The sequence below is a fragment of the Leifsonia sp. EB34 genome, from assembly GCF_041260585.1.
Taxonomy (GTDB): Bacteria; Actinomycetota; Actinomycetes; order Actinomycetales; family Microbacteriaceae; genus Leifsonia.
Genome location: NZ_JBGCCV010000002.1, coordinates 86,379 through 99,255 on the forward strand (window position 1 = coordinate 86,379; position 12,877 = coordinate 99,255).

The following is a 12,877-nucleotide window of genomic DNA, read 5'->3' on the forward strand; positions in this document are numbered from 1 at the left end:
AGCACACCGCGCGAGGCGGGTCAGGCCTCCGCCCGTCGCAGCACCAGGAACCGCACCCCGTACGGCCCGATGCTCAGCGGGAAGCTGCTGAGGTTGTCGACCGTCGTGAGCTCGGTGTCGTCGCCCGCGTCGATGACTGTCGCGCCGAGCGGCAGCGCGTCCGAGCGGACGGTGCCGTCGACCGCCTCGGCGCTCATGTTCAGCACCGAGAGCTGCACGATCGGGAGGCCCTGCTCGTCCAGCGTCTCCAGCTCGTGCACCAGCACCAGCATCCCCGGGTGCGCGACGTCCGGCACGTCCACCTGCCGCGCGGTCGCGATCCCGTAGCGGGAGCGGATGCGCAGCAGGTCGCGCAGCCCGCTGGCGAACGAGTCGGGGCGGGCGAGCTGCTCCGGCAGCGTGCCGTACAGCGAGCGCGCCCGCGGCATCCCGGACGCCGAACGCTCCTCCTCGGGCGCCACGCCCAGCAGGTCGTGGGCGCCGCGCTCGATCCAGCGGGTGTCGCCGTCGGCGATCAGGTCGGCGACCTGCTCGCGGGGGAGCGTGAGCGCGCCGAGCAGGTCCCAGCCCGACAGTGCGAAGACACCCGGCTGCCAGGCGTTGAACGCGGCGAGCAGCAGGTGCGCGTCGCGGATCGCCGGGATGTCGGCCTCGGTGATGGAGTCGAGCGTCGCGTGCCCCTGCGTCGCGGCGATGAGGGAGGCCGTGGTGCAGGCGATCCCGTTCGTGGTGAACACCAGGTTGTAGTCGGCGGTCGGCGCGGTGAGCTTCTCCACCAGCTCCGACCGGATCAGCTCGGCCAGCTCGCCGCCGGGCACCTCCTCGTACCGGAACGGGTACAGGTCGTTCTTGTGGAGCGTCGCCCAGTGCACCAGCTCGTAGGTCAGCTCGTCGTGGTTCTGGAGGCCGTGCACCAGGCTCGCGGGCTCGACCCCGAGCTCCAGGGAGGTGCGCAGCGTCAGCCGCAGGAACTCGGTGTCACCGGTCGCGAGGGCGTGGTGGTAGGCGGGCCGGTTGATGAAGTCGTAGGACAGGTCCGCGCCGACCGCGCCGGTGTCGCGGATGTCCTCGACCGTCAGGTTGAGCTCCTGGAACGTGAAGCCGCCGACCTTGCGGACCATGCCGGCGATGACGTGGTTGGCCGCGTGCGAGAGCGGGTGGCCCTCCGACCAGGCCGGCAGGCCCTCCGCGCTCTTCTCGACGCCGAGGAAGCCGTTGGCGTCCAGTCGCAGCGCGCTCGTGCCGAGGTCGCCGAGCGAGTGGAGGGCGTCGCCGATGACCAGCCGCATCCCGGAGAACGTCGGGTCGAGCCAGTTGACCGACGGCTGGCCCTCCTTGAAGTAGTGCAGGTAGACCCAGCGGCGGGTGACGCCGTCGACGCCGACGACCGGCGCGGTGACGCTCCAGTTGGTCTCCTTGACGCCGGGCGCGTAGAAGATGACGCGCTGCAGCTCCCCGATGATGTAGCCGCGCTCGGCGAGGGCGGCCTCCGTCGCGAGGTCGAGGTTCACCGAGTCGCGGTGCTCGGGCACCTCCGGAAGCAGGTGCCACTCCTCCGGCGGGATCTCGACCATGTGGTAGATGCCGGGGTAGTCCTTGTAGGCCATCTCGGCGAGGCGGAAGTCGGCGCCCTTGCCGGTGTGGCCCGGCACGATGTCGTCGATGACGACGCCGCCGTGCTCCTCGGCGACGTCGGTCATCCGCTGGAAGGTCTCCTCGTCGCCGAAGATCGGGTCGATCTGGGTGCCGATCCGGTCGAAGTGACCGTCGACGCTCGGGGTCTCCTGCCAGCCGCGGAGGCCGCCGGCGCGCTTCACCGGGCCGGTGTGCACGCCGTTGATGCCGATCTGCTCGAACACGCTCCACAGCTCGGGGTCGGCCAGCGCGGCGAGGAAGCTCTGGTCCCTGCGGGTGATGAGCGAGATCGGGTACGCGGTGAACCAGACGTCGGAGGTCGACACCGCGCGGCGGGCGTCCGGCCGCGCGTACGGGTTGCGCCACATACTGGGCGACCCGGAGAGCTGACGGCTGAGCACGTCGGCGTCCTTCAGCATCGACTGGCGCACCAGCCACTGCACGTAGGCGGGGTTCAGCCCGTTCGCGGCGCGCGGGTCGGAGACGGTGCGGCGGATCGAGCCGCCGCGCAGGTTCGCGCGGGGCCGCAGCCGGCGCGGCCGGGCCGGGTAGAGCTGTTCGTCGTAGGTGATCCCCGTCTCGGGGGATTCCGGCTCCCCGGTTTCGAGACCGTCGGCTTCGAAACCGTCGGCTTCGATACCCCCGGCTTCGAGTTCGGTGGTGTCGGGCTCGGTGCTGTCCGTGCGGGCGGTCCCGATCGGCTCGTCCATCTGCTCTCCTTCCGGCGACTGCCACCGTATCCCAGCTTGGGGAACAGATGACGTGCTCACACGATCCGTCTCCTGAGAGGGGTCGCAACATGCCGCTACGCCCACCCGATGACGGCGTGTTGCGACCCCTCTGCGGGAGGTGTCAGCTCATGGTGGGCCACGGCAGGCGGACGGTCTGCGCGTCCTCGCCGTCCCGCACGCCCCGCGGCGGGACCACGAGGATCCCCGTGGCTCCGGCGAGCCCGCGCATCATGGCCGCGCCGCGCCAGGCGGCGACCTCCGCGCGCCCGTCGACCTCGGCGTAGGGCACGAGCACCGTCGACCCGGCGCGCCCGTCCACGGCCGCGCCGCGCACCGTCCGCAGCGGCTCCGGAGGGCGCCCAGCGAGCCCGGCGAGCAGCGGTTCCACGAGCGTGATCGCCGCGACCATCGCCGCGAGCGGATTGCCCGGGAGCGCGGCGACGAGCCGGCCGTCCGGCAGCTCCGCGATCCGCGTCGGGCCGCCCGGCCGCATCGCCACCCCGTCGACCAGCAGCCGCGCGCCCGATGCGCGGAGGGCGTCGCGGAGGTGGTCGGCTGACGAGGTCCCGGTGCCGCCGGTCGTCACGATCAGCGCCGCGTCGGCGTCGCGCAGTGCGGCTACGGTGTCCTCGAGCCGGTCGGGCACGCGCGCCGAGCCGGTCACCCGGCCGCCCAGCATCCCGATCAGGGCGGGGAGCTGCACGGCGAAACTGTCACGCACCCGCCCCGGCCCGGGCACCCCGGAGGTCACGACCTCGTCGCCCGTGAACACCAGGGCCACCGGAGGGACCGCCGCCACGAGCACCTCGTCGGCGCCCGTCGCAGCCCCGAGCGCGACGTGCGCCGGGTTGAGCAGCGACCCCGCGGCGATCAGCCGCTCCCCGCGCAGCGCCTCCGTGCCGGGGCGGCGGATGTGGTGGCCCGGCCGCGGCTCGCCCGCGACGGTCGAGCGCAGCATCCCTCCCGCGACCTCCCCGCTCTCGCTGCGCAGCACCGCGAACGCGTCGGCCGGCACCAGCGCGCCGGTGACGATCGGGCTCGCCTCACCGCGGCTCGGCGGGCCCTCCACCAGGGTCCACGGCCCGTCGCCGGCGACCATCCAGCCGTCCATCGCCGCGGACGCGAAGTGCGGGAGGTCGATCGGCGTCACGAGGTCGGCCGCCAGCCGCCGCCCGGTCGCGGCGTGCAGCGGCACGCTCTCGGGCGGCAGCGCCGTCCCCGCCGCCGCGGCGATGGCACGCGCCTCGTGCCAGGACGGCCGTCCGCCATTCCCGGTCACCGTGCCGGCCCCGGTCATCGCGCCATGCCCATTCGCGATCCTCTTCCCGCAGTATTCGAATGACCCACTGCGGGCATTCCGTTCCGATCTCACGCTACGCCGTGATAAGCCTGGACCATGAGTCGCACGACATCGCGAAAACAGATCACGCGCATCGTCGTCGGCGAGTCACGCAGCCGGCGGGAGGACGTGCTCGCCGTCGAGGAGCCGCTGGAGATCCGGGTGGCGGGCACGCCGCTGTCGATCACCATGCGCACGCCCGGGAGCGACTTCGACCTCGCCGCCGGCTTCCTCGTCTCCGAGGGCGTGATCTCGCGCGGCGACCAGCTCAGCGCCATTCGTTTCTGCGCGTCAGACACGGTCGACGGCGAGAACACCTACAACGTCCTCGACGTGACGCTGGCTCCTGGCGTGCCGCGGCCGGACGTGAGCCTCGACCGCAACTTCTACATGACCAGCTCCTGCGGCCTGTGCGGCAAGGCGAGCATCGACGCCGTGCGCACCCGCTCCGCGTACCCGGTCGACACCGACCGGGTGACGGTGAGCGACGAGCTGCTGACCACCTTGCCCGACCTGCTGCGCGAGGGGCAGGCGATGTTCGAGAAGACCGGCGGCCTCCACGCGGCGGCCCTGTTCGACGCCGCCACCGGAGCGCTGCTCGTCCTGCGGGAGGACGTCGGCCGGCACAACGCGGTCGACAAGGTCGTCGGCTGGGCCCTCAAGGAGGACCGCCTCCCCTTGAGCGGCACCGTGCTGATGGTGTCGGGCCGCGCGAGCTTCGAGCTGGTCCAGAAGGCGTCGATGGCCGGCATCCCGATCCTGGCGGCGGTCTCGGCGCCGTCGTCGCTCGCGGTCGACCTCGGCCGGGAGCTCGGGCTCACCGTGGTCGGGTTCCTGCGCGGCTCCTCGATGGTGGTCTACTCGGGCGTCGAGCGGATCGTGGTGACGGAAGCCGCAGCGTCGGCGGACGCGGAACAGAAAGCGATGGCCTGAATGCACGACACCGACGTCAACCCCGGCAACGAGTACCCCGACCTGGAGGTCGGCCACAACAAGAAGTGGGCCGTCGGCGTCCCCGCCATCCTGCACTCGATGGAGCCCGCCATCCGTGACATGGGCCCGGCCCGGACCGCCAAGCTGATGACGGCGATCAACCAGAAGAACGGCTTCGACTGCATGAGCTGCGCGTGGCCCGACCCGGGCGACCGCAACATCCTGGAGTTCTGCGAGAACGGCGCGAAGGCGGTCACCTGGGAGGCCACCCCGATCACGGTCCCGACCAGCTTCTGGGCCGAGAACTCGCTGACCAGCCTGCTCGACAAGTCGGAGTACTGGCTCGGGATGCAGGGCCGCCTGGTGGAGCCCGTCCACAAGCCGGCCGGCGCCGATCACTACGAGCCGATCGGCTGGGACGAGGCCTTCGCGCTGATCGCCGACCGCCTGAACGGCCTGGCCTCGCCCGACCGGGCCGCGTTCTACACCAGCGGCCGCACGGCGAACGAGACGGCGTTCGTGTACCAGCTCTTCGCCCGCGCGTTCGGCACCAACAACCTCCCGGACTGCTCGAACATGTGCCACGAGTCGACCGGCACCGCGCTCAGCGAGACCATCGGCATCGGCAAGTCCACGATCGCCTACGACGACTTCGGCAAGGCCGACCTCATCATCGTGATGGGCCAGAACCCCGGCACCAACCACCCGCGCATGCTGACCGCGCTGGAGGAGGCCAAGCGCAACGGCGCCACCATCGTCGCCGTCAACCCGCTGCCGGAGGCCGGGCTGATCCGCTACAAGAACCCGCAGAAGCCGCGCGGCATCATCGGCAAGGGCACGCAGATCGCCGACCACTTCCTGCAGATCCGGTCCGGCGGCGACATGGCGCTGCTGCAGGCCGTCTCGCAGCGGGTGCTGGAGGCCGAGGACGCCGCGCCCGGGACCGTGCTCGACCATGAGTTCCTCGTCGCGCACACCCTCGGGCTGGAGGCGTTCCGCGAGAACATCGCGACCCTCGACGACTTCACCGTGCTGGAGGCGACCGGGCTGACCCTGGAGGAGATCGACCTCCTCGCCGACCTCTACATCCGCTCCGACCGGGTCATCATCACCTGGGCGATGGGCCTCACCCAGCAGAAGAACGCGGTCGCGACGCTCAAGGAGCTCATCACCCTCCTGCTGCTGCGCGGCAACATCGGCAAGCCCGGCGCCGGCGCGTCCCCGATCCGCGGCCACAGCAACGTGCAGGGCGACCGGACGATGGGCATCTGGGAGCAGATGCCGTCGACGTTCCTCGACGCCCTCCAGGCCGAGTTCGGCTTCGACCCGCCGCGCGCGCACGGCTTCGACGCCCTGCAGACCCTCGAAGGCCTCCAGCGCGGCGACATCGACGTGTTCTTCGCGATGGGCGGCAACTTCGTCGCTGCGATCTCGGACACCGCGGCAGCGGAGGCCGCGATGCGCGGCGCCGGACTGACCGTGCAGGTCTCGACCAAGCTGAACCGCTCGCACGTGGTCACCGGCGAGGAGGCGCTGATCCTGCCGACCCTCGGCCGCACCGAGGTGGACCTCCAGGCCGGCGGCCCGCAGTTCCTGTCGGTGGAGGACAGCGTGTGCGCGGTGCACGCGACCCACGGCAAGATCCCGCCCGTCGCGCCCGGGCTGCTGTCCGAGGTGGCGATCGTCTGCCGCCTCGCGCAGGCGACGCTGGGCGACAGGCACGGGATCGACTGGGCCGGCTTCGAGGCCGAATACGACGTCATCCGCGACCACATCAGCCGGGTCGTCCCCGGGTTCGCGACGTTCAACGCGGACGTCCGCCGCAAGGGCGGCTTCGTCCTCCCGAACGGCCCGCGCGACGAGCGCCGCTTCGACACCGCCACCGGCAAGGCGATGATCACCGTCAACGAGCTGGAGCCGCTGGAACGCCCGGAGGGCCGGCTCATCCTGCAGACGCTGCGCTCGCACGACCAGTTCAACACGACGATCTACAGCCTCAACGACCGCTACCGCGGCATCAAGAACGGCCGCAACGTGGTCTTCGTGAACCCGGACGACCTGGTCGAGCTGGGACTGACCGACGGCCAGCGGGTCGACATCCACAGCGAGTGGTCCGACGGGGTCGACCGCGTCCTCCCGAACTACCGGGTGGTGTCGTACCCGACCGCGCGGGGGTGCGCGGCGGCGTACTACCCGGAGGCGAACGTGCTGGTGCCGCTGCAGAGTGCGGCGACGGGGAGCAACACGCCGGTCTCCAAGGCCGTCATCGTGCGGCTGGAGCCGGTGGCCTCCTGACGCCGAAGGGCACCTAAACGCCCCTGGATGGAGGAAACAGGGGTATCAGTGGATCATGCCTCCCACCCGAGAACGCACCCCCGACAACCCCGCAGGCTGGGCCGCCGACCCCGGCGCGCTCGTCTACGGCCTCGACCTGTCGCGCTTCGCCGACAGCGACGGCGACGGGTTCGGCGACCTCCCGGGCGCGATGGCGCGTCTCGAGTATGTCGCGTCGCTCGGCGTCACCTGGATCTGGCTGCTGCCGTTCTACCCGAGCCTGCGGCGGGACAACGGCTACGACGTGGACGACCACCTGGCCGTCGACCCGCGGTTCGGCGACCTGGACGACCTCCGCGCGTTCCTCGCCCGGGCGCACGACCTCGGGATTCGGGTGCTGATCGACGCGGTGCCGCACCACACCTCCGACCGGCACCCCTGGTTCCTCGCGGCGCGGGAGGACACCGGCGGGCGGGACGGGAAGTTCTTCGTCTGGAGCGACGACGACTCGACCGAGCCGGGGGACCATCCGATGTTCCCCGGCGAGGAGGAGAGCGTCTGGGCTTTCGACGAGCGCGCCGGGCGGTACTACCACCACCAGTTCTATTCGTTCCAGCCGGACATCAACGCCACCGATCCCGACGTCTTCGAGGAGATCGTCCGGCTGCTGACCTTCTGGCTCGGCGTCGGCGTCGACGGCTTCCGCATCGACGCCGCGCTCCTGCTCGTCCAGGGCAAGGGCCGGCCGGACACCGACGTGGACGACGGCGTGTTCTTCGACCGGCTGCGGGCGCGGCTGCGTGAGGTCCGGCCCGACGTGGCCCTCGTCGCGGAGGCCTCCGAGCCGCCGGAGGCGATGGCGGCGCTGATCGAGAACGACCGCTTCGACGCGGTCATCGACTTCAGCCTGAGCAACGCGACCTTCCTTGCTCTCGCGCGCGGGCTGGCGCAGCCGATCGTGGACGCGCTCGCCCGGCTCGACCAGAACATCCCGGCCGACTCCCGGCTCAACTTCATGCGCAACGCCGACGAGGCCGACCTGTCGCTGCTGAGCGACGACGAGCGCCAGGAGGTGTTCGCGGCGTTCGCGGGCAGCGAGGACGCGATTATCTACGGTCGCGGCATCCGGCGCGGCTGGGCGCCGATGCTCCAGCCCGCCGAGCGGGTGCGGATGTCGCTGAGCCTCCTGCACGCGCTCCCCGGCGTGCCGTTGCTGCTGGCCGGGCACGAGCTGGGCCCGGGCGACGACCTCTCGGTGGAGGGGCGCGGCGCCGCGCGCACGACGATGCAGTGGGACGACTCGACGTGGGGCGGCTTCACGACGGCCGCCGAGTCGCCGCTCACGCTGGGCACCCAGGTGGACGGCCCGTTCGGCTTCCGCACGGTCAACGCCCGGGCGCAGGAGGACGACCCCGGCTCGCTGCTGTCGCTCGCCCGCGACCTCGCGCGGGTGCGGCGCGAGGCGCACGCGGCGGCCGCGGGCTGGACGACCGTGGACGTCGGCGATCCCGCCGTGCTGGCCTTGCGCCGCGACGGACTCCTGACCCTGCACAACCTGTCGGGCCGGGAGGCGACGGTCGATGCCGGGGGCGAGCACGCCGCCCTCCTGGCCGATGGCTGGGCCACTGGCACGCACGGGGGCACGCTCGCCCCCTACGGGTTCGCGTGGCTGCGCGCCACATGACTTTGGTCCCTATCGGCTCATGCGCCCGCACGTCATCGTTGCCGTATGAGCACCGCGAACACGGAGGACGCGCACCCGTCGTCGCCCTTCACGCGGGACGACTTCGCGGCCGTCCCGTACCTGCGGCACGATCAGTTCATCTCGTTGATCCACTGGACGCTGGTCGACGGGGAGTGGCGCTACACCACGATCCTCGGCCACTACCTGCGCCGCGACGAACGCTACTGGTACCTCCGGGTGCGCGGTGCGAACACCCGGCTCGACCGCACGGAGTGGGCGATCTTCAGTTGACCGGGCCCGCCTGATCCCGGTCCGGCCGCGCCCGCTTCAGGTAACTCCGCGACCGGGCCACCTGGTGCTCCAGCGCGTCCACGGTCTGCGACATGCTCGTGATCGCCTGCCCGCGGTACACGTCGATCCCGTCCATCGTCGCGAACACGTCGTCGAACGCGCGCTGCAGCACCTGCGCGTCGACGGCGGAGGTGGTCTGCTCCTTCTGGATCTGCTCGGTCTGGTCGCGCAGCACCTCGCCGGTCCGGCCGATCAGGGCGTTCGTGCTCTGGTGGAGGGCGCCGAGCTGGTCGATCACGAGGCGCTGGTTCTCCAGGGCCTGCGCGACCACGACGGCGGTCCGGAGTGCGGACACCGTGGTGGTCTTGGCCCGTTCGACGCCCTTGATCAGCTCGACGTTGTTCTTCTTGATCACGTCGAGGGCCAGGTAGGCCTGCACGGACACCGCGATCTGGGTGGTGAGGTCCTGGCGGCGCTGGCGGATCGGGAAGAGCGCCTCCTTCTCCAGCGTCGCGGCCCGCACCGGGTCGGTGAGGCGGAGGTCGTCGGCGCGCTCCACCGTCGCCCGGTCGAGTGCGGCGGCCAGGGTGACGTACTCGTGGAGCCGCTCGGTCGTCTTCCAGAGCGCCGTGCGCTCGTTCTCGATCTCCTCGTTGTCGCGGCGCAGCCACTCCTCGCCGTGGTCGAGCGAGACCACGATCTGGTCGAGCTGCTTCTGCGCCGACTCGAACCGCTCCACGTACTTGCGGAGGCGCCGGCCGCCGGGCATCCGCGCCAGCATCCGGTAGCTCCTGCTGGTGTGCTGGGGGTCGAAGTCGCTCACCGTCGCCCGCAGCGCCTGGAGGGTGCGGAGGACGCCGTACTGCGGGTCCGTGCGCACCGCCTTGCCGCGCGCCGCCGCAAGCGCCGTCGCCGGGCGGCTCAACAGTTGCCGGGAGGCCTCGCTCGACTCACGCATCTCCGCGTCGCCGAGCCGGGAGAAGCCGGTGATCTTGCGGCGGAAGGCCTCGCTGCCCGGCTCCGCGGCGGCCAGGTCGCGGATCCACTCGCGGGCGCGGGCGTCCAACTCGGCCTCGCGCTGCAGCGAGACGCTCAGCATGCCCATCGCGCGCTCGTCGGGGAGCTCCGGCACCGCCTCGGGCGGCTGCAGGTCGTCTCCAGGGCTCGCTTCCACGTCGTTCTCCTCCCACCAGGACCGCAACGCCTCCAGGGTAGGCCGCGCACCTGCGTGAACGGTAAGGTCCCGGCATCCTGGCAGCCTCCGCACCCCGGTGGGATACTCGCGTCATGGGCAGCACCACCACCGACCGCGCATCCTTCTTCGACGGGCTGGCGGCCGAGTTCCTCCAGCACTACCGGCGCGGCCCGCGATTCATCGCGGTCACCGGTGTCGCCGGCGCCGACCTCCCCGCGGCGGCGGATGCGCTCGCCGCGGCCCTGCGCGCGGCCGGCGAGGACGTCGAGCGCACTCACGCGACAGCGCACGTCACTCCCGACGACTTCCGCGCGAAGGTGGTGACGCCGTTCCGCGCCGCGTCGCCGGAGGGCGTCCTCGTCGTCGACGGCCCCGGCCTGCTCGGCGAGACGCTGCGCGGTTTCTGGAACTTCTCGGTCTGGATCGAGCACGACCCGGAGCGCGACGCCGACTGGTCGTTCGTCGCCACCGGACGCAAGGACCCGCTGGGCGCCCCGCGCGAGGTCGCGTCGGTGCTGTTCGACGACGCCGACCCGGAGCGGCCGCGGCGGCTGTTCGCGGACTCCTGCTGAGCGCTCGGCACGGTTCGCCGACGCGCGTCTCGACTCGAGCGAGTGCCGTGCCGCCTCTCGAGGCCGGTCCGGGTTAGAGTTGGCCGCTGGGGGAACCGCCGCATCGAACGGATCGAGACCCCCGCCATGCCACGTCAGGAGCGCGCCGAGCGCAGCCGTGCCACCATCCTCGACGCCGCCGCCGCCGAATTCGACCAGCACGGCTACGCCGGTGCCCGGCTCGAGCGGATCGTCGAGCGCACCGGGCTGACCAAAGGCGCGGTCTACTTCCACTTCCGGTCGAAGCTCGACCTCGCGAAGGCCCTCGTCGCCGAGAAGTACGACAAGTGGCCGGCGATCGTCTCCGATGTCGACGCCCGCGGCCTCCGCGGTGTGGCGGCGGCCGCCGAGCTGACCAGGAGGGTCGGCGCCATCTTCGCGTCGGACGTCCGGGTGCGCGCGGCGATGGCGCTCTCGCGGACCATCCTCCAGCCGGGGCCGGACGCCGACCCCTACGACCACTGGGTGGGCGTCGTCGCGGGCTACCTGGCGCAGGAGGACGCGCTCCCGCCGGAGCTCACGCCGCGCGACGTCGCCGTTGTGGCGGTGCAGGGCGCCTTCGGCGCCTACCTGATCGCGGCGGAGCGCGGGCGCTTCGACGAGCTCCCAGCCGATATCGATCGGCTGTGGAGGGCGCTGGGCGCGCTCGTCGCGTAGGGCGACTGAGGTTCTCCGCCGTCACGACAGCATGTCGTGCGGCGCCACGCGCCGGGTGCGGTACGTTCCTGCTTGCGGACATTCCGCGTCACTTGGGGGGAAACCAATGAAGAAGATCACTGTCGTCGCCACTGCCTCGATCGCGCTCGTCGCCGCGCTCAGCGGGTGCTCCGCGTCCACCGGGCCGGACCGGACCGCCACGCCGACCGCGTCGGCCGCCGCCACCTCCGCCGCGGACCAGACCCACGCTCAGGCATGCGCCGTCGTCATGAAGACGATGCGGGACCTCGCGTCGAAGCAGGGCGAGGCGGCGTCGGCGATGTCCGACCCGACGAAGGCCAAGGCGATCCTCGACGAGATGTCGTCGTCGTTCGCGAGCATGGACGCGGGCGTGACCAACGCGCAGGTGAAGGCCAAGACGTCCGCCGCCGCCGCGGCCTTCTCGGACTACGCGGACTACATCAAGAAGGTGGAGGCCGCCCCGTCCACTCTCGACACGAACGTGTTCACCACCAAGCTCAAGGCCCTCTCGACCGCGTCGACGGCGGTCGGCACGGAGTGCGCCGGCGCGTAGCCACGTCACCCGGCGCACACTCCTCGGTGGGCGGGGAGGCGGCTCAGAGCGCCGTGAGCTCCTCGCGCACGAAACGCGCGAACTGTTCCGCCGCCGCCGGCTGCGAGCGGGTGCGGTTGCGCGCGATCCCGATCACCCGCTGCGCCTCGTCGGCGAGCGGCACGGGCACGATCCCGGGCTCCGCCGGCGTGTCCGGGATGAGCGCCACGCCGACTCCGTCGCGCACGAGCGCGCGCAGGGTCGACAGCTCGGTCACCTCGATCACCGGCGACAGCACCTCGCCGTGCGCGGCGAAGTAGGCGTCCGCGATCGTCCGCAGGCCCGACCCCGGGCGCAGCGCGACCAGCTCGGCCTCCGTCAGATCGGCGAAGGACGCCTCGGTGCGCGCGGCGAGCGGGTGCCCCTCCGGCACACCGAGCACGAGCCGCTCCGCGGTCAGCGGCACCCACTCGATGTCGGGGTCCCGGGGGTCGGGGCTGAGGAACGCCAGGTCGGCCGAGCCCTCGCGCAGCGCGTCGAGCACCGTGTCGGCGGTCCCGCCGCGCAGGGCGAAGCGGATGTCGGGGAACAGACCGCGGTACTCGCTGACCACGCGCGGCAGCAGCCAGCTCCCGAACGACGAGACGTAGGCGAGGGAGACGATCCCGGCGGCGGGGTCGCGGAGGGCGTCGATGCGGGCGCGGGCTGTCTCGAGCTCCGCCTCGGCCCGTGAGGCGTGGGCCAGCAGGATCTCGCCGTACTGGTTGAGCTCCAGATGCCCGCGCCGGCGGTCGAACAGCTCGACGCCGGCCTCCGCCTCCAGCCGGGCGAGGGAGCGCGAGAGGGTCGACTGCGAGACCCCGAGCGTCTCGGCCGCGAGCGCCAGATGGCCCTCCGCCGCCAGCGCCCGGAAGTGGGCGATCTCGTCGATCCGCATGCACACCATCATGGCCCAGGCCGGACCGCTGCCCGCA

General features: G+C 72.0%; 11 protein-coding genes. 7 read left to right on the plus strand and 4 right to left on the minus strand.

Annotation, left to right across the window (positions count from 1 at the left end; translation table 11 throughout):
- Positions 1 to 20: 20 nt before the first annotated feature.
- Together treS and ABIA36_RS09830 are read right to left on the minus strand one after the other, a co-directional pair.
- Entirely contained in the window at positions 21 to 2,345 is a 2,325-nt protein-coding gene (gene treS / locus ABIA36_RS09825; protein WP_369962192.1) for a maltose alpha-D-glucosyltransferase, read from the minus strand.
- A 142-nt stretch (positions 2,346 to 2,487) separates the two neighbouring features.
- Positions 2,488 to 3,663, minus strand: a complete 1,176-nt coding sequence (locus ABIA36_RS09830; protein WP_369962193.1) for a molybdopterin molybdotransferase MoeA — start codon at positions 3,661 to 3,663, stop codon at positions 2,488 to 2,490.
- Positions 3,664 to 3,762: 99 nt separating this feature from the next.
- Here ABIA36_RS09830 and fdhD point away from each other — a divergent pair, with 99 nt between their 5' ends.
- From fdhD to ABIA36_RS09850, 4 genes are read left to right on the plus strand one after another with little or no spacing between them, the layout of a single operon-like run.
- Positions 3,763 to 4,638 carry a formate dehydrogenase accessory sulfurtransferase FdhD gene (gene fdhD, locus ABIA36_RS09835; protein ID WP_369962194.1) on the plus strand — a complete coding sequence of 292 codons (876 nt, stop codon included), beginning with the start codon at positions 3,763 to 3,765 and terminating at the stop codon, positions 4,636 to 4,638.
- Positions 4,639 to 6,933 carry an FdhF/YdeP family oxidoreductase gene (locus ABIA36_RS09840; RefSeq protein WP_369962195.1) on the plus strand — a complete coding sequence of 765 codons (2,295 nt, stop codon included), beginning with the start codon at positions 4,639 to 4,641 and terminating at the stop codon, positions 6,931 to 6,933.
- A 55-nt stretch (positions 6,934 to 6,988) separates the two neighbouring features.
- Entirely contained in the window at positions 6,989 to 8,596 is a 1,608-nt protein-coding gene (locus ABIA36_RS09845; RefSeq protein ID WP_369962196.1) for an alpha-amylase family glycosyl hydrolase, read from the plus strand.
- A gap of 45 nt (positions 8,597 to 8,641) precedes the next feature.
- Complete coding sequence (locus ABIA36_RS09850) at positions 8,642 to 8,887, plus strand: hypothetical protein (RefSeq protein ID WP_369962197.1); 246 nt, start codon at positions 8,642 to 8,644, stop codon at positions 8,885 to 8,887.
- Here the strand turns inward: ABIA36_RS09850 and ABIA36_RS09855 are convergent.
- A complete protein-coding gene (locus tag ABIA36_RS09855; protein WP_369962198.1) occupies positions 8,880 to 10,061 on the minus strand; it encodes a toxic anion resistance protein in 1,182 nt (393 codons plus the stop codon). The two genes, ABIA36_RS09850 and ABIA36_RS09855, sit on opposite strands and share 8 nt — an antisense overlap.
- A 113-nt stretch (positions 10,062 to 10,174) precedes the next feature.
- Between ABIA36_RS09855 and ABIA36_RS09860 the strand changes: the two genes are divergently transcribed.
- The 3 genes from ABIA36_RS09860 (at position 10,175) to ABIA36_RS09870 (ending at position 11,924) form a co-directional block, all read left to right on the plus strand.
- A complete protein-coding gene (locus ABIA36_RS09860) occupies positions 10,175 to 10,654 on the plus strand; it encodes a hypothetical protein (protein WP_369962199.1) in 480 nt (159 codons plus the stop codon).
- 126 nt (positions 10,655 to 10,780) lie between these two features.
- Positions 10,781 to 11,350, plus strand: a complete 570-nt coding sequence (locus ABIA36_RS09865) for a TetR family transcriptional regulator (protein ID WP_369962200.1) — start codon at positions 10,781 to 10,783, stop codon at positions 11,348 to 11,350.
- A 106-nt stretch (positions 11,351 to 11,456) separates the two neighbouring features.
- Positions 11,457 to 11,924, plus strand: coding sequence for a hypothetical protein (locus ABIA36_RS09870; RefSeq protein WP_369962201.1), 468 nt, complete (start codon positions 11,457 to 11,459; stop codon positions 11,922 to 11,924).
- Between the two features lie 43 nt (positions 11,925 to 11,967).
- On the opposite strand, the gene ABIA36_RS09875 is transcribed toward ABIA36_RS09870, so the two are convergent.
- The gene (locus tag ABIA36_RS09875) at positions 11,968 to 12,840 is read right to left on the minus strand and encodes a LysR family transcriptional regulator (RefSeq protein WP_369962202.1); all 873 of its coding nucleotides are present in this window, start codon (positions 12,838 to 12,840) and stop codon (positions 11,968 to 11,970) included.
- Between the last annotated feature and the right edge of the window lie 37 nt (positions 12,841 to 12,877).